This is a genomic window from Streptomyces sp. NRRL F-5122 (genome assembly GCF_001507435.1).
Classification (GTDB): Bacteria; Actinomycetota; Actinomycetes; order Streptomycetales; family Streptomycetaceae; genus Streptomyces; species Streptomyces lannensis.
On record NZ_LMWH01000243.1, the window covers coordinates 99,843 to 114,312 of the forward strand.

General features: G+C 65.1%; 19 protein-coding genes. 15 read left to right on the forward strand and 4 right to left on the reverse strand.

Annotated features, from left to right (window positions below):
- Positions 1–197: 197 nt before the first annotated feature.
- From ADL25_RS28015 to ADL25_RS28025, 5 genes are all read left to right on the forward strand, one after another.
- Entirely contained in the window at positions 198–431 is a 234-nt protein-coding gene (locus ADL25_RS28015) for a hypothetical protein (protein ID WP_059130619.1), read from the forward strand.
- A gap of 338 nt (positions 432–769) precedes the next feature.
- Entirely contained in the window at positions 770–2,020 is a 1,251-nt protein-coding gene (locus ADL25_RS46575) for a dsDNA nuclease domain-containing protein (protein ID WP_159045024.1), read from the forward strand.
- A gap of 574 nt (positions 2,021–2,594) precedes the next feature.
- Positions 2,595–4,484 carry a hypothetical protein gene (locus ADL25_RS49190; RefSeq protein WP_159045025.1) on the forward strand — a complete coding sequence of 630 codons (1,890 nt, stop codon included), beginning with the start codon at positions 2,595–2,597 and terminating at the stop codon, positions 4,482–4,484.
- 250 nt (positions 4,485–4,734) lie between these two features.
- Positions 4,735–5,016: a hypothetical protein gene (locus ADL25_RS28020; protein WP_159045026.1), complete on the forward strand. Its 282-nt coding sequence runs from the start codon at positions 4,735–4,737 to the stop codon at positions 5,014–5,016.
- Between the two features lie 374 nt (positions 5,017–5,390).
- On the forward strand, positions 5,391–5,822 hold the full coding sequence (locus tag ADL25_RS28025; RefSeq protein WP_059130621.1) for a hypothetical protein: 432 nt from the start codon (positions 5,391–5,393) through the stop codon (positions 5,820–5,822).
- Between the two features lie 15 nt (positions 5,823–5,837).
- Here ADL25_RS28025 and ADL25_RS28030 read toward each other — a convergent pair whose 3' ends face one another.
- From ADL25_RS28030 to ADL25_RS28040, 3 genes are read right to left on the reverse strand one after another with little or no spacing between them, the layout of a single operon-like run.
- Positions 5,838–6,218: a hypothetical protein gene (locus ADL25_RS28030; protein ID WP_059130622.1), complete on the reverse strand. Its 381-nt coding sequence runs from the start codon at positions 6,216–6,218 to the stop codon at positions 5,838–5,840.
- Positions 6,212–6,640: an ATP-binding protein gene (locus tag ADL25_RS28035; protein ID WP_059130623.1), complete on the reverse strand. Its 429-nt coding sequence runs from the start codon at positions 6,638–6,640 to the stop codon at positions 6,212–6,214. The genes ADL25_RS28030 and ADL25_RS28035 overlap by 7 nt, the downstream gene beginning before the upstream one ends.
- A 46-nt stretch (positions 6,641–6,686) precedes the next feature.
- Positions 6,687–7,094, reverse strand: coding sequence for an NUDIX hydrolase (locus tag ADL25_RS28040; RefSeq protein ID WP_059130624.1), 408 nt, complete (start codon positions 7,092–7,094; stop codon positions 6,687–6,689).
- Positions 7,095–7,204: 110 nt separating this feature from the next.
- Between ADL25_RS28040 and ADL25_RS28045 the strand changes: the two genes are divergently transcribed.
- Positions 7,205–7,993, forward strand: coding sequence for a GntR family transcriptional regulator (locus tag ADL25_RS28045; protein WP_059130625.1), 789 nt, complete (start codon positions 7,205–7,207; stop codon positions 7,991–7,993).
- Positions 7,994–8,018: 25 nt separating this feature from the next.
- On the opposite strand, the gene ADL25_RS28050 is transcribed toward ADL25_RS28045, so the two are convergent.
- A complete protein-coding gene (locus tag ADL25_RS28050; protein ID WP_234381067.1) occupies positions 8,019–8,360 on the reverse strand; it encodes a hypothetical protein in 342 nt (113 codons plus the stop codon).
- A gap of 178 nt (positions 8,361–8,538) precedes the next feature.
- On the opposite strand from ADL25_RS28050, the gene ADL25_RS28055 reads away from it, so the two are divergent.
- The 9 genes from ADL25_RS28055 to ADL25_RS28095 all read left to right on the forward strand — a co-directional run bounded on the left by ADL25_RS28055 (position 8,539) and on the right by ADL25_RS28095 (position 14,453).
- Positions 8,539–8,895: a hypothetical protein gene (locus ADL25_RS28055; RefSeq protein WP_059130626.1), complete on the forward strand. Its 357-nt coding sequence runs from the start codon at positions 8,539–8,541 to the stop codon at positions 8,893–8,895.
- A complete protein-coding gene (locus ADL25_RS28060; protein WP_059130627.1) occupies positions 8,895–10,277 on the forward strand; it encodes an FtsK/SpoIIIE domain-containing protein in 1,383 nt (460 codons plus the stop codon). The genes ADL25_RS28055 and ADL25_RS28060 overlap by 1 nt, the downstream gene beginning before the upstream one ends.
- An 83-nt stretch (positions 10,278–10,360) precedes the next feature.
- A complete protein-coding gene (locus ADL25_RS28065) occupies positions 10,361–10,987 on the forward strand; it encodes a DUF2637 domain-containing protein (protein WP_059130628.1) in 627 nt (208 codons plus the stop codon).
- Positions 10,988–10,998: 11 nt separating this feature from the next.
- Positions 10,999–11,190 carry a mobile element transfer protein gene (locus ADL25_RS28070; protein WP_010985414.1) on the forward strand — a complete coding sequence of 64 codons (192 nt, stop codon included), beginning with the start codon at positions 10,999–11,001 and terminating at the stop codon, positions 11,188–11,190.
- Positions 11,191–11,206: 16 nt separating this feature from the next.
- Positions 11,207–11,401, forward strand: a complete 195-nt coding sequence (locus ADL25_RS28075) for a hypothetical protein (protein ID WP_059130629.1) — start codon at positions 11,207–11,209, stop codon at positions 11,399–11,401.
- Between the two features lie 22 nt (positions 11,402–11,423).
- Positions 11,424–11,675, forward strand: a complete 252-nt coding sequence (locus tag ADL25_RS28080) for a hypothetical protein (protein WP_059130630.1) — start codon at positions 11,424–11,426, stop codon at positions 11,673–11,675.
- Between the two features lie 159 nt (positions 11,676–11,834).
- Positions 11,835–13,115, forward strand: a complete 1,281-nt coding sequence (locus tag ADL25_RS28085) for a replication initiator (RefSeq protein WP_059130815.1) — start codon at positions 11,835–11,837, stop codon at positions 13,113–13,115.
- Positions 13,108–13,320 (forward strand): excisionase family DNA-binding protein, encoded by a 213-nt coding sequence (locus tag ADL25_RS28090; protein ID WP_059130631.1) that lies wholly within the window; start codon positions 13,108–13,110, stop codon positions 13,318–13,320. The genes ADL25_RS28085 and ADL25_RS28090 overlap by 8 nt, the downstream gene beginning before the upstream one ends.
- The gene (locus ADL25_RS28095; protein WP_059130632.1) at positions 13,320–14,453 is read left to right on the forward strand and encodes a tyrosine-type recombinase/integrase; all 1,134 of its coding nucleotides are present in this window, start codon (positions 13,320–13,322) and stop codon (positions 14,451–14,453) included. The genes ADL25_RS28090 and ADL25_RS28095 overlap by 1 nt, the downstream gene beginning before the upstream one ends.
- Positions 14,454–14,470: the final 17 nt, after the last annotated feature.

The window sequence follows — 14,470 nt, forward strand, 5'->3', positions numbered from 1 at the left end:
ACTCTCAGGCCCGACATGACCAGATCACCGGCCAGGGAGCGGCCCGGGCGGCCTCCCGGTACGGATGCACCATCGGCGGCGGGGGAGCCCCCAGTACCCGTTGGCGGCGGAAGTCGCGAACCGCGCACCTTCATAGCGCTGCCCTGCGATCATCTACCTGTTCCCGAGCGAGCGAACATGAGGGCCGGAGGAGAACCATGGCGTGGGATTACGCGGAACTGGCCAAGGAAGCCAGCAAACGGGGCGGACCCCTCGCGTTGAAGTGTTTCTACACCGGGCGGGGCGTCATCATCGGCAGCGTCATCACCGCCGCCACCATCGCCGGGACCGTGGCCCACGACAAGCGGAGTAAGCGCCGCGCCGCCGTTGCCGAGACCTCGGCCGAAAGCACGCCGGCCCCCGGCGACGCCCCGGCGACCGCGCGCAGCTGATCCCCGGGCTTCGGATAGGGCCGCATGCTGCTCGTCACCCGAGGAGGAAGAGCCCGTGGACGAGTACGCACCCGGCGGCCAAGTGCCGCCCACCACCGTGGCGGACCTCAACGCCCGTGTGGTCTTCATGCCGCTCGGCTACGGGTAGGGGCCGATGTCTTCCCGGCTGATGACGGCCGCAGGGAGGGCGTCATCCCCGGATGGCCGGCGGGCCCTGCTTACGGAACATCTCTCGTAGCTCCTCGCCGCTTTTGGACTATGTCTGGCGCACTGAACGTTGCCCGCCGTACGGTGTGCCTCTGCGTTGCATGGCTAGTGCACACGGTAATAGGGGGCGCGTGATCAATCCTGCCGAGAGCCCGTCGCGGAAAGCTCTTAGTGCTGAGAATAGCGAACCAGCTCTCGTAGCGCTCGGCTCGACGGTGTCACCCGATATGAGTGGGAGCGTCACCTTCGGCAAATACCGTTACCAAGCTAAAGTTGCCGCCTTGCTCTGGATCTCATGTTTGCAGCAGGATGGACCTATAGCCGTTGTCTGCGAACACGTTGACGACTTGGTTCTAGTCTGGGAGCAGAGGCTTGAGTTCCGACAGGTCAAGACTCGAATTCCCGGCAGAGCCAGCTGGACATTCAATGAGGTCTGCAAAGACGGTGGCGGCGTCGACTCGCTCATCCGCTCGCGGATCGCTTTCAATGGGCGTTCCGAAGGATCGGAAGTACGAGATAGTTACTCGCTTTGGCTCGAAGGTGCAGCCTCACTTAAAGAGCCCACAGCAGGATTCTTTGCCCGTCCCAGTTCCATATCGGGTAATTATAAAAGGAAAGTAGTCGCGCTCGCTAAAGCGGTAGCTAAGGATCAGAAGAAGGATATTTCCGACGCCGAGATATCCGCATTCCTCGACGCTCTGGTAATCTTGCCCAACCGAGTCAATGAGCAAGACATTGATAATATGGTACTTGCGGCATTGGCCAGGGCCTTGCCTAATACCAGAGTCGTTCATGTTCTAAGCGCTCTGGAGACAATTTTGCAGAGAGCCGAGGATGCGCAAGAAGGCACACTTGTTACGCGCGAGGCGCAGGAATTCATGAGGGCTGTGGGGTTGGCTCCCGCGAACGAGCCCAGCCCATTGGAACGTCAGACCCTCACCAAAGCTGAGCTGATCGATATACTGCCTGACGACCCTGTACTTGGTCATGCTCACCTAAGCGCACTTCTGACCTCCGGAAAGCCGATTTCTAATCTGCGCAGAAAGCTCATGCTTGCTTGCGCGAGCCAGGAAGTGCAGATCGAGGCAGCGGCTCTTCAGTCAACTGCAGATTCTCGAAGGCTCGAACTTCTTGCTTCCTCGATCACTGCCGAAGAATCTTTGGCCGCTCTTGCTGAGGAGCTACTCGATCACGGCAGAACCGTTGCGATGCGGCATGCTAACCACACGACACCCGGACAGCAGGTGTTCATCGATCTCAAGCTTGATCGAATGATGCTAAAGCAGCTTGACGTCGACAATCTTTTTACCGACCGGCACGGCCAACTCGGATACCTTTGCTGCCTATCAGACGAGTGTGAATACTCATGGAGAGCGTCATGAGTGCCGTAGGCCTGGAGGCTCGTCGCGCTCGTCGCGTTGCAGCGGAAAGAGAGAAGTACCGTCCTTCCGCTGAGGGGGCCGCTCGACTCCTCTTGCTGATCGACACGTTCAGCCGGCAGAAGGGAACGCAGGCACATCTCGAAGGACGCACAAAGCTAGCTAAGCTGGACTTTTTTCTGCGATACCCTGAGCGACTTGCCGTAGCGTTGCAGAGCAAGGGTGTTAACCCAGAGACTATTGCTACGGCTACCGAGGAGGAAGTCCCGATCGATGAACGGATGGTCCGCTATCGGTATGGCCCTTGGGATCCCGCCTATTATTCCCTGCTGGGGAGCCTCATCGGCCGGGGCCTGATCGAGGTAGTATCCGTTAATTCGCGTGGACACGGCTACAGGAGTACTCCCCAAGGGGCAGCTTTAGTCGAGCGACTTCTAGAAGATGAGTCTTGGAGTGAGTATCAAGAACGCTCATTGCTCTTGAGACGTCACTTCGACCTCACAGGCGAGAGGCTGAAGAAACTCATCTATTCCCTGTTTCCGGATATTACCGGGTCGTCTTGGGGGGAAAGTATTTAATGGCTAAGCAAAACCACTTGCTTCAGATCGACTATGTGAGGCTGGTCGGTGGAGGCAGAGAAGTAAATTTCAATCCTGATCTCAGCATTGTGCAGGGCGAGATCGCAACAGGAAAATCAACTCTGCTGCGACTCATGCGCGGGTTTCTGGGAGCCTTGCCGAAGAGCATGCCTCCTGAAGTCAACTACGTGAGTGCTATTACCGGTCAGGTCCATACTGGCGCAGCCGAGTGGCTCATTTCTCGACCTCGTGTAACCACGCCGACAGCGAAGGTGGATATTGTCGGCGCGAATAGCGCATATAGACTTCCCGCCGTAAAGAACGATGGAACGGCCGATAAGACCTACTCGCAATGGCTCCTTGAACAGATCGGGTTGCCCGTCGTTGATGTTCCAACGTCACGATCGCGCCCCGAATCCAGTGAGTACGTACCGGTTACTATCAACGACTGGTTGAACTACTCGATGGTCCCGGGTGCTGAGATCGACAACATGGTATTCGGTCATCGAGACCCTTTCAGGAACATCAAGCGCCGGTACGTTTTCGAGATTGCCTTCGGTCTCTACGACACCGAAATGGCGCGGCTGCAAGCTGAGCTTAAGGACGTTGAGAGTCGAATCAACTTCCTTTCTCAACAAAGCGCGGCATTTGACAGGCTGATGCGTGGAACGATGCTCGGCGATCGCAGGGAGTTGGAAGCGCGGCTGACCACGCTGAGGGAAGAAGCTGCTGAGCTGGAGTCTGAGGCTTACGACACTGCGAATGGTCTCCACACAAGCTTGGGTACGGAGAGCTTGCGCGATACCGTAATTCGGCTTGAAGACTCGTGTGGCACCTTGACGGAAGAAAAAGATGCCGTCGAGCGACAGCTAGGCGACCTTGAGCAGTTGAGGATCCAGCTTCACTCACAGGTAGTCAAGCTATCTCGTGCCATCGTGGCCGAAGATAACCTGTTGGACTTTGATTTCATCGTGTGTCCACGCTGCGGACAAGACTTGCCATCAGCGCATGAGCAGGATCACGATCACTGTCGCTTGTGTACCCAGCCCTTGACTGACCAGAGTGATCGGCGGGCCGCTCTGATCAAGGAGCAAGGACGAGTTCAGGCGCAAATTTCTGAAATTTCTGAGGTGCAGGGATTTCGTCAGGCAGAACTTGCTGCCATTGAGCAGGCTCTGGCGCAGCGGCAAGCGGAGCTGGAGGCGGCGGTAGCTGAGCTAGATTTCAGAACACGCGCGTTCGTCAGTAGCCGTGGTGACGAACTTAGTGAGCGTAGCGCTCGGCGTGCCCGAAACGTCGAGGAGCAGGCGCGCATTCAAGAATACCTGGAGATTCTCGCTCGTCGTTCTAGCATCATGGATGATGCGCGAAGTCTGCAAGATCTGAAAGATTCAATCACTGCCGATCTAGCGGGTCGCGACAACTCATCTGTTGCTGAGGACAATTTGGATGCTCTTGAAGAGCGATTCGAGGAATACCTAGCTCAGTTGGAGCCACCTCAGATCGGCGGAGCCGGCCTTGGGGTGAAGATCGACAAGCGAAACTTTCTTCCTATTGTCGGCGGGCGTTCCTTCGACGAAATCTCCAGTCAAGGGATGCAAGTGCTCGTAAATATCGCCTATTCTTTGGCCGTTCATACCGTTTGTATTGATCGAGGCCTCCCTATGGCGGGACTCCTAGTTCTTGATGGAATTAGTAGTAATACCGGTCGTGAGGGGTGGGATGCGCGAAGGGAAGATAACGCATTTCGTCTACTTGCCGAAATGGCGGAACGCTACCGAGATAAGTTGCAGATCATTGCGATCGACAACGATGCCCCGAAGTTCTTGGAGGAGAAGGTTGTACTTCGCTTGTCGGCGGATGATCGCCTGATTCGGATTGCGTCATAGTGTCAGTGCCTGCTCATCAGGCCTGGATTGGCCGGCGTAAGCGGTCGGTGGAGTCTCAATGACCGAGTTGAAGGGACGGGTCCCTGACCTGCGGCCGTGCAATCGATCAACGCTGCGACCTGCGACTTAGCCGTCGGTGGTTGTCAACGTGGGCCGTCGTTGAGCACCGTCCGACGGCCCCAGGACGGCCCGGCGGGCGCATCGTGGCAAAAGAGCCACACGGTTGGTTCCAACCCGACATGCTTGGCTCATGACTCGCCGTAATGCCACCCAAGATTTCATGGCGCACAACCAAGCCATGATGCACACGTACTGCCACCAGTTGGCCGCGACCTGGTTCGAGTTGCACCCGGAAGCCACGGCGAGTGAGCTGGTGGCCTTCCTGAAGGATGAGGCGCACAAGGCGCAGACGGTCGCCGCTGAGGTCTATGTCGCCAAGGAGGGCATGACCATGGACGAGGCCATGGAGTTTCAGGTGCGCCACTACGATTACCGAGACTTGATGCGCCGAGAGCTGTCCATGAACGACTGAGGTCGGCGGAGCTGCTTTGGGCTGGAGCTGCTTTGGGGCGAGTGATCATGGCCCCGTAAGCCTGCGGCGCGTCGAGCAGTCTGGGGACCTGCCCGGTGAAGCCACGACGTGTTCTGACTTCCTGCCCGTGTGCCTGCCTCTTGGGCGGGAGCGGGCGGCCGGCGGTGCCGAGCGGGGCGGAGACATGAGCGCGGGCGCCGCCGGCCGCCCGCGCCCGCCCGGAGGAGCGAAGCGACGACGGGTGCTTGAACCAGTAGAGAAAGTTGTAACTCAGTCGGTTGGATGGTCCTGATCTTGCATGACTCGCCTCGTGGGCCGCTGCTGTGTCGGCGGCGGTTGGTGTGTCGTCGGCAGTCGTGGATGTGGGGAGTGTCATGGGTGCCGAGGCTGGCTACGGGACGCAAGCGGACGTGATCGCGGTGCTGCTGCAATCCGTTGGAGATGCGGCGGTGGTGCTGTCGTACGACGAGGACAGGACGTTTGCAGCACTGAGCTTGAACCGGTTCGGTTCTGTGGGGTCGTATCGGCTGGACTGGCAGGGTGCCGAGGTACAGCGCTCCCCGGCGTTCGACGGTGGGGAGCTTCGGAGGCTTCTCTCCGGTCTCGCAAGCCCGGACGAGTTGGCGGTCGTGTTCTGGGGCAATCTCGCGGTGCCCTCGCTCGCTTCGGAGGCTGGCCTGCTGGCGACGCATGCCGACGCGGTACTCGAATGCTGCCCTGAGTGCTGGGTCTACCTCGTGGACCGCGGGGTTCTGATCGAGTTCCAGGATGGTGAAGGGTTCACCATCGGGCGGGTGCCGGACTGACTCTCTGAAGCAGGTTCATCCGTTGCCGGCGGGCTTGAAGTCGTGCGCACAGGCTGGGAGGTCGAGCCCCTGCCGGTGTGAGAGGGGCAGGAAGAGTGCTGGACGGACTGTCCATGTGATGCGCGTGCTGACGTGCGTGATGGACACCGTCCAGGGCTCCCGGCGCAACAAGGCTCGTCTCGTGTCGATGCGGTCATCCTGGAGGCGTGTCCACGCTTCCTGAGAAGCGGCTGTGTCGAGTGTTGGTGAGATGGTGCGCAGGATCGTCGCCACCCAGTTGTTCGCCTCGACCGCCGAGTACGCGTCGAAGGATCCGAAGAGGGCCGGCGGGCGTCGCCCGTCCAGTCGTTGCGTCCAGCATTCGCACCAGAAGCCGGGCCTGGTCGTCGTCAGCACGGGTGCCCTCCTCGGCGTGCGTCGGTGAAGAGCTCCGCCGTGATGGTGTGGCCGGCCTCGCTGCTGTGGACGACGACCCGGTGAGCGATCGCGCTGACCATGCCGAGTCCGCGGCCGTGCTCGGCGTCCTGGTCCTGGTGCTCGATCTTCGGGGCCGTGCCCATGCCTCCGGCGTCCGTCACCGATACGGCGACCACCTGCGCCGAGACGGCGACGGCCAGGTGGAAGCTGCCGGACTCATGGCCGCTCGCCGTGTGGAGGATTGCGTTCGCGCTGAGCTCGCTCACGATCAGCTCGACGTCCTCGGCAAAAGGGGAGCCGCGCAGGACGTCGCGCGTCCATCGGCGGGCCCGGCTGACCTCTTCCGGGAAACCTGGGCAAGACAGTCCCCAGACCCGGGCAGTACTCGTATACTCGTGCATACAAGTTCCTTCATGCTGGTAGGCCGCCATGTGCAGCGGGTTCGGACTAGACGAGTTTCACGCCGTCGTGGGCGCGGATGGCCGGCGGGGACGCCGCGTCGAGTGCGTCTATGACGCGGATCGCGTACGCCTCGTCGGCAAGTTCGGAGACTTCTTCGCGGGTCACCCAGCGCAGTGCGCGGGTCTCGTCGCCGGTGGTCGGCGTGCCGTCGGCCGCCTCACAGCGGAAGACCAGCGAGACGATCAGGCCCGTCATGTTCTTGTAGACGCCGGTGAGGGTCGCGGGAAGCGCGATCTTGATGCCGGTCTCTTCGAGGACTTCGCGCTGAAGGGCTTCGGGGACGGTCTCCTCGCGTTCGAGGATGCCGCCCGGCGGTTCCCAGTGACCGTTGTCCCGGCGCTGGATCAGGAGGGCCCGGCCCTGGGCGTCGACGACGACCCCGGCCACGCTCACGGAGTGCGGGCGTTCTGTGCTCACGTTCCTCGGCCCTCTCGGATGGCTAGGCTCTCCACCGTAGCAACAAGCACTCGCCCACTCGTCTAGATACCTAAAGGAGTACACACGTGAGCCCTCTTTCTTCGGGCCTGCTCGGTGATCTCGATCCCACGAGTGATCGTGCGGTCTTCCGACAGATCGCCGACCAGCTGCGTGACGCCATCGACCGTGGGCGATTCCGGGAGGGCGAGAAGCTGCCTTCGGAAGCGGAGCTCGTCGACCACTACGGGGTCTCTCGCATGACGGTCCGCAACTCCTTCTCGATCCTCCAGGGGGAGGGCCTGGTCCACGCCGAGCACGGCAGGGGCGTCTTCGTCCGGCCGCGTCCGCCTGTGCGGCGTCTCGCCTCGGACCGGTTCGCCCGGCGTCATCGCGAGCAGGGGAAGTCCGCGTTCATCGTCGAAGCCGACGCGGCCGGCAGTCACCCCCAGGTCGACAGCCTCGAGGTCAAGGAGGAGAAGGCGAGCCATGACATCTCCACGCGGCTCGGGTCCGTGCGGCGGGTCCTCGCACGTCGGCGCCGCTACCTCCTTGACGGTCGGCCGGTTGAGTTCGCCACCTCCTACCTACCGCTCGACATCGCCCGCGGCACGCAAATCGCCGAACCCAACCCCGGCCCCGGCGGCATCTACGCCCGCCTCGAAGAGCTGGGCCACCGCCTCGACCACTTCGAGGAGGAGATCCGGGCCCGGATGCCCTCGCCGGACGAGGTGCGCACGCTGAGGCTGGCGGCCGGCGTGCCGGTCATTCACCTGATCCGAACCGCCTTCGACACGGAGAAGCGGCCCGTCGAGGTCTGCGACACGGTCATGGCGGCTGACGCGTACGTCCTGGCGTACCAGCTCCCGGCGACGTGATCGCATGACCGGTGTCGGTGGGGTGCTAGGCCTCCGGCGTGAACATGTCGCCGACGTTGCTCCACATGAAGCCCTCGCGCCAGTCCGGCTTGCCGGTCGCCCAGCCGATGAGCGCCTCCCGCACCTTCTCCTGCGAGACGGTCTGCGTCTGGTAGTGCTCGGCAGGGACGCCGTCCCGGTACTCCAGCTGGTAGGTGTTGTTGGCGCGGAACAGGACCTGGATGTACCAGTCCCCCTCGAGGTCCTCTTCCTGCCGCTCAAGCACCATGTGCTCCATGCCGCGTTGCAAGTTGGCGAGCATCGTCCCGATGGCCGGCTTCGAGGGGCGCTTCACCACGAGGCCGTTGGCGTTTGTCGCTATCAGCATGGCGGGATTCTGACGGATGGGTCTGACAGTGGCCGGCACGCTTCTCGAACTCGTACACCCCAACACGCTTACTCGTATAGACGAGTGGGCAAGTGGTGTGGCAAGGTGATCGTCGTGAGCCCGAGGAATCGGGTTCGCAGATCGCATCTTGTATAGACGAGTAGATAGGAACGTGCCTGTGCGCACCATCCGTGTTGAGACCTCCGCCGCGACGATCCTCCTCACCGAGGCTCCCGAGCCGAAGGTCCGTGACCGCCAGACCGGTGAGATCGCCAAGGACGCTGTCAGCGGTGAGGCGCTGATGACCATCGGCGTCGTCTACATCGAAGACGGAGAGTCCTCGCTCATCAAGGTCACCGTCCCCGAGGGCGGTGTCTCCGAGGGGCTGAACCTCGGTGCGCCGGTCGCGCTGCCGGGGCTCGTTGCCCGGCCGTGGGAGTCCGTGTTCAACGGCCAGCAGCGTCACGGCATCGCCTTCCGGGCCGCCGCTGTCACCCCGGCCGCCTTCCCGGCCGTGATGGGGGCCTCGGCCTGATGTCCGATCTCGCGACGCTTCTGGAGGTGGGTGGTCCTGTCGCCGCGCTCGGCGGTGGGGCCGCCTACGCCCGGGCCAACCACCCCGGCCTCTACTGGTCCGCCGTCGGCGGGCCGATATCCACCGTCCGACTGCTCAGCTCGTACGCCTCGGTCATGGAAGCCTGCGGCCTGACCGTCGCGCCGTCCCGGCTGCGCATCCTCGCCGTCAAGGCCACCACTCGGCGGGAGGTGCGGCCCACCCCTCCTCGGCGGGGCATCATCCGGCCCACCTCGACGGGCTTACGGCTTCGTCTCCGCCTCGCTCCGGGGCAGGAACCCGCCGACGTCACCGCCTCGGCCGAACGGCTGCGGCACGCCTGGGGCGTCCACGCCGTGTACGTCTCCACCGTCAAGCCCGGTGTCGTCGAACTGCGGCTGGTCGGCTTCGACGTCCTGCGCAAGGTGCGGATGCCGCGCAAGATCGACGGCGGCTTCCTCAAGGTGCCGGTCGCGTTGCGGGAGGACGCCATGCCCTTCGTCCGCGACTACCGGGCCGTTCCCCACCAACTCACCCTCGGCGCGACGCTGTCGGGCAAGTCCATGTACCTGCGTCATCTCGTCTCGGGCCTTGCGCCGCAGGACGTCGCCCTCGTCGGCGTCGACTGCAAGCGCGGGGTCGAGCTGTCCCCGTTCGCCTTGCGCCTCTCAGCGCTGGCCACCGATCCGGATGAAGCGGCAGAGCTGTTGCCTGTTCTGGTCAAGGAGATGGAGGACCGGTACGACCTGATCAAAGCCCGGCAGGGCATTGCCCCCGGCACCCCTGACGAGGAGATCACCTCCGACATCTGGGGCCTGCCCGAGAGCGAACGGCCTGTGCCCGTCGTCCTGTTCGTTGACGAGGTGGCGGAACTCTTCCTGACCGCCACCCGCAAGGACGAGGAACGGCGCGATGAGATGGTCACCCAGCTCATCCGCCTCGCCCAGCTCGGCCGCGCGGCCGGCATCTACCTCGAGGTGTGCGGGCAGCGCTTCGGTGCCGAACTCGGCAAGGGCGCGACCATGCTCCGGGCTCAGCTCACCGGCCGGGTCTGCCACCGCGTGAACGATGAGGCCTCCGCGAAGATGGCCCTCGGCGACATCGCGCCGGAAGCGGTCCTCGCCGCCTGCGCCATCCCCGCTGAACGTCCCGGCCTGGCGGTCGCGGGTGACACGTCCGGCGGCTGGTCCCGCATCCGCACCCCGTATCTCTCCCTCGGCGACACTGCCGACGTCTGCCGGGAGACGGCCCACCTCGTACCGGACCTCCCCGCGCTGAAGCCGTTCCGGCCCTACGTGCCCGACCCGCTGCCCTCCGTCGAGCGGCCAGGGCCCGCAGTCCAGCCGAACCTCCTCACTGACTGAGCCTCCCTCCATCCCGTCCGGCGTGACCGTCTCGCGCCACGTCCCTACCCCTCCCATGCCTGATCCCGGAAGGAGACGCCCTCATGCGCGCCCAACTGGCCCGGGTTGACGCGGTACTCGTCCAGGCGCTCATCGCCGCCGCGTTGTCTTTCGCGCACATCCACGACGTCGCTGTGGCGGCCGGACAGGACGGCTGGAAGGCCTGGGCCTATCCCGTCTCCGTCGACCTGCTGCTCGTCGCCGCCTGGCGTCGACTGCGCTCCGGCTCGGCCAAGGGTGCGGCCTGGTGCTGGTTCGTCATCGCGCTCGCCGCGTCTCTCGGCGCGAACGTCGCCACGGCCGGCCTGCTCGACCTCGGCGACGTCCCGGCCTGGCTGCGCATCCTCGTCGCGGGCTGGCCTGCCGTCGCCTTCCTCGGCGGAACGCTCCTCGCCCACTCCGCACCCAAGGCAGCCGTCGACGTCAAGGTCGTCGAGGACCAGGAGGACGAGCCCGAAACCGCCCCCGAACCCGAGTCGCCCGCCCAACCCGCCATCGAGGCCCCGCCTGACCGCCCGGCCGTCCCGGTCCCGGCCGCCCTCATCGACCACGCCCGCAAGGTCGCCGCCGAACACCACACCCGAACCGGCACCCCCATGGACGTCACCACCCTGCGCGCCCGCCTCGGCGTCCCGGCGCCCATGGCTGAAGCCATCGCCGCCCACCTCTAAATGGAGCTCTGATGACCGCCAACCGCCGCTTCCGCAACGTCACCCGCATCGGGCCCGTGCAGGTCGGCACGGCCTACGACCACCGCGGCCGCGAGAAGCACACCGCCGCCTGCACCGCCCCGCGCTGCAACTTCTCCGCCGACTACGACAGCCGCGCCGCCGCCGAGCTGGCCGCCCGCACCCACCGCTGCCCCGTCCGCTGAAAGGACCCCGTACCCCGTGACCGTCAGCCTTCCGCTCGTCGTCGTCCTCGGCTTCTTCGCCTGGGCGGCGGTCAAGTTCCTCGGCGTCCGCATCTGGATCGTCGTCCTGATCACCCTCTTCGGCTTCTGGCTCTCGCGCACCGTCCTCGCCCCCGCCATCGAGTCCGGCACGCGATCCGGGGTGGACGTCGTAAACGGCTCACATGACTAGACGAGTAGATAAGGAGTTCGCCGTGTTCCTGGCCAAATACCCGGACAACCCCACCCCGCCGCCCGCACACACCCACACCCCGACAGACCCGACACCCGCCCCGGCCCGGCGCTCGCTCCCATCGGTCTCCATCGACCAGAAGACCGTCGCGGCCGTGCTCGTCGGCGGAGTCGTCCTCACCGCGCTCCTGGCCGCCGTCGCCGTCACGGCCATCTCGGTCGCCGTCGCCGCCGTGGTCCTGCGCTCCCTGCTCCGCGACCACCACCGCCGCTGACCTGCGGCCAGACCTCCGGGGCGGCGCGACACCGCCACGTACCCGCCGCCCCGGCGGCCCACTCCTCCCGAAGTGCCCGTCAGAAGGAGAACCGCCATCTTCACCAGCGTCACCCCGCCCCCACTCCCGGAACTCAGCAACCTCGCCGCAGGCGGCACCCTGCCCGCTATCCTCCGTCAGCTCTCGAGCCTCGGCGGCTGCACCCACCCGATCCGCCTCGACGGCCACCGCACCGAGTACGACGTCGACACCGCCACCGGCGAGATCGGCCGAGTCCTCCATCAGCTCAACTCGGGCGACCTCCCGGCCGGCCAACTCCTCGTCCGCTGCAACAACCGCCGCACGACCCGCTGCCCGGCCTGCTCCGAGGTCTACCGCCGCGACACCTTCCAACTGATCACCGCCGGACTGCGCGGCGGCAAAGGCACCCCGGAACACGTCGCCACCCACCCCCGGGTCTTCGCCACCTTCACCGCCCCCGGCTTCGGCCCCGTCCACAACCGCTGCACCGACGGCCGCCCCTGCCGCTGCGGCACCCACCACGACCAGGACGACGAAGCCCTCGGCACCCCGCTCAACCCGGACACCTACGACTACGAAGCCGCCGTCCTCTGGAACGCTCACGCCGGTCCGCTCTGGCGACGCTTCTCGACTTACCTGCGCCGGGAGGTCGGCAAGCGCGCCGGCCTGTTACAGCGGGAGCTCCGCGACCATGCACGCGTCTCCTTCGCCAAGGTCGCCGAGTACCAGAAGCGCGGTGCGGTCCACTTCCACGCGGTCATACGCATCGACGGCCCCGGCGGCGGCGAGACTCCGCCCCCGGCCTGGGCCACCGCCGAGCTGCTGACCGACGCCATCGGCGCTGCCGCGGCCAAGGTCCGCGTCGACGGCCCGACCATCGACGGACGCGCCCACAAGTTCGTCTTCGGCCGCCAACTCGACGTCCGCACCATCCGCTCGGCCGACTTCAACGACGGCCAGGAGCTCACCGAACGCGCGGTCGCCGCCTACATCGCCAAGTACGCCACCAAGGGCGCGGAGACAGCCACGGGAGCTCTCGACCGCCCGCTGAAGTTCGTCGCCGAACTTGCCCAGCTCGACATCAGCGAGCATGCCCGCCGCCTGATCCGAACCGCCTGGGCTCTCGGCGCACGCAAGGACCTCGAACACCTCCGCCTGCGTGCCTGGGCCCACATGCTCGGCTTCCGCGGCCACTTCTCCACCAAGTCCCGCCGCTACTCCACCACCCTCGGCGCGCTCCGCGACGCCCGCGCCGAATGGCGACGAGCACAGGCAGCACCGAACGAACCCGCCCCCGAGACCACGTACGTACTCGCGCACTGGGTCTTCGCCAGAACCGGCCTCTCCGACGCCGAAGCCTGGCTCGCCGCATCCCTCGAACCCGCCCCCGGAACGGAAGGAGAACCCACCCATGGCTGACCGCTACCTCACTGTGGCGCAGGTGGCCGAACTTCTCGGCACCACGGAACGCTTCCCGCGTCGTCTGATCGCCGAGCGACGCATCACGTTCGTCAAGGTCGGCCGTCATGTCCGCATCCCGGAGCGTGAGCTGAGCGCGTTCATCGACGCCAACACAGTGCAGCCGATCAGCCACCGGCGAGGCTCGCTGCGGAGGGTTGCCTGATGGCCAACAAGAAGGGGCAGCGCAGAAGCTTCGGATCGGTCCGACAGCTCAAGTCCGGTCGCTGGCAGGTCCGCTACCGCGATCCCGAGACGGGGCTACTTCGTCCGGCCGAGAAGACTTATCCGACCAAGAGCGACGCCCAAGTCGCCCTTGCCCAGATCGAGGCCGACATCACGCGCGGCCAGTGGTCGGACCCGGACGCCGGGGCGGTCAACTTCGCGGAGTACGCCACGGCATGGCTGCGGGACCGGAAGCTCGCCGATCGCACCCGTGAGCGGTCTGAGTCCGTGATGCGGCTGCACATCCTGCCCACCTTCGGTGCCGGGACCATGGCGGACGTGACGACGGCTCGTGTGCGTAGCTGGCGGGGGAAACTCCTCGCGGCCGGCATCGGCGAGCCGACGGTGGTCAAGGCGTATCAACTGCTGCGGGCCCTGATGAACACGGCCGTGGACGACGAACTGATCCGGCGCAACCCGTGCCGTATCAAGGGCGCCGATCGCTACGACGTGCCCGAGCGGCCGGTCCTGTCGGCTGTCGAGGTCTTCGCCGTCGCCGACTCCATCGCGCCGCGCTACCGGCTGCTCGTCCTCCTGGCCGCGTTCACCACTCTGCGGTTCGGCGAACTGGCCGCCCTCCGCCGTCGGGACGTCGACTTGGAGAGGCTGACCGTCAGCGTCCGTCGGTCTCAAACCGAGTTGCAGGACGGCCGTCTCTTCGACAAAGCGCCGAAGTCCGCCGCCGGCGTTCGTGCCGTCTCGTTCCCCGCCGAGCTGCTCGACGACGTGACACGCCACCTGGATCAGTTCGCCGCGTCTGGCCGCGACGGGCATGTCTTCGTCGGTCCGCAGGGCGGCCAGCTCCGGCGGAGCAACTTCCGTGACGACTGGGTGTCGGCCAGGAAGGCCGCGGGGGTCACGTCGGAACTCCACTTTCACGATCTCCGCCACACCGGCAACACGCTGGCCTCGACTGCCGGTGCCAGCACCCGTGAGCTGATGACCCGCATGGGCCACAGCAGCTCGCGCGCCGCGCTGATCTACCAGCACATGACCAGCGACCGTGATCGGGCCATCGCTGATCGGCTCGGAGCGATGATCCGTGAGGGTGGGGGAGAGGCCGTCTCGGACTAGAGGATCCGGCCTCCACA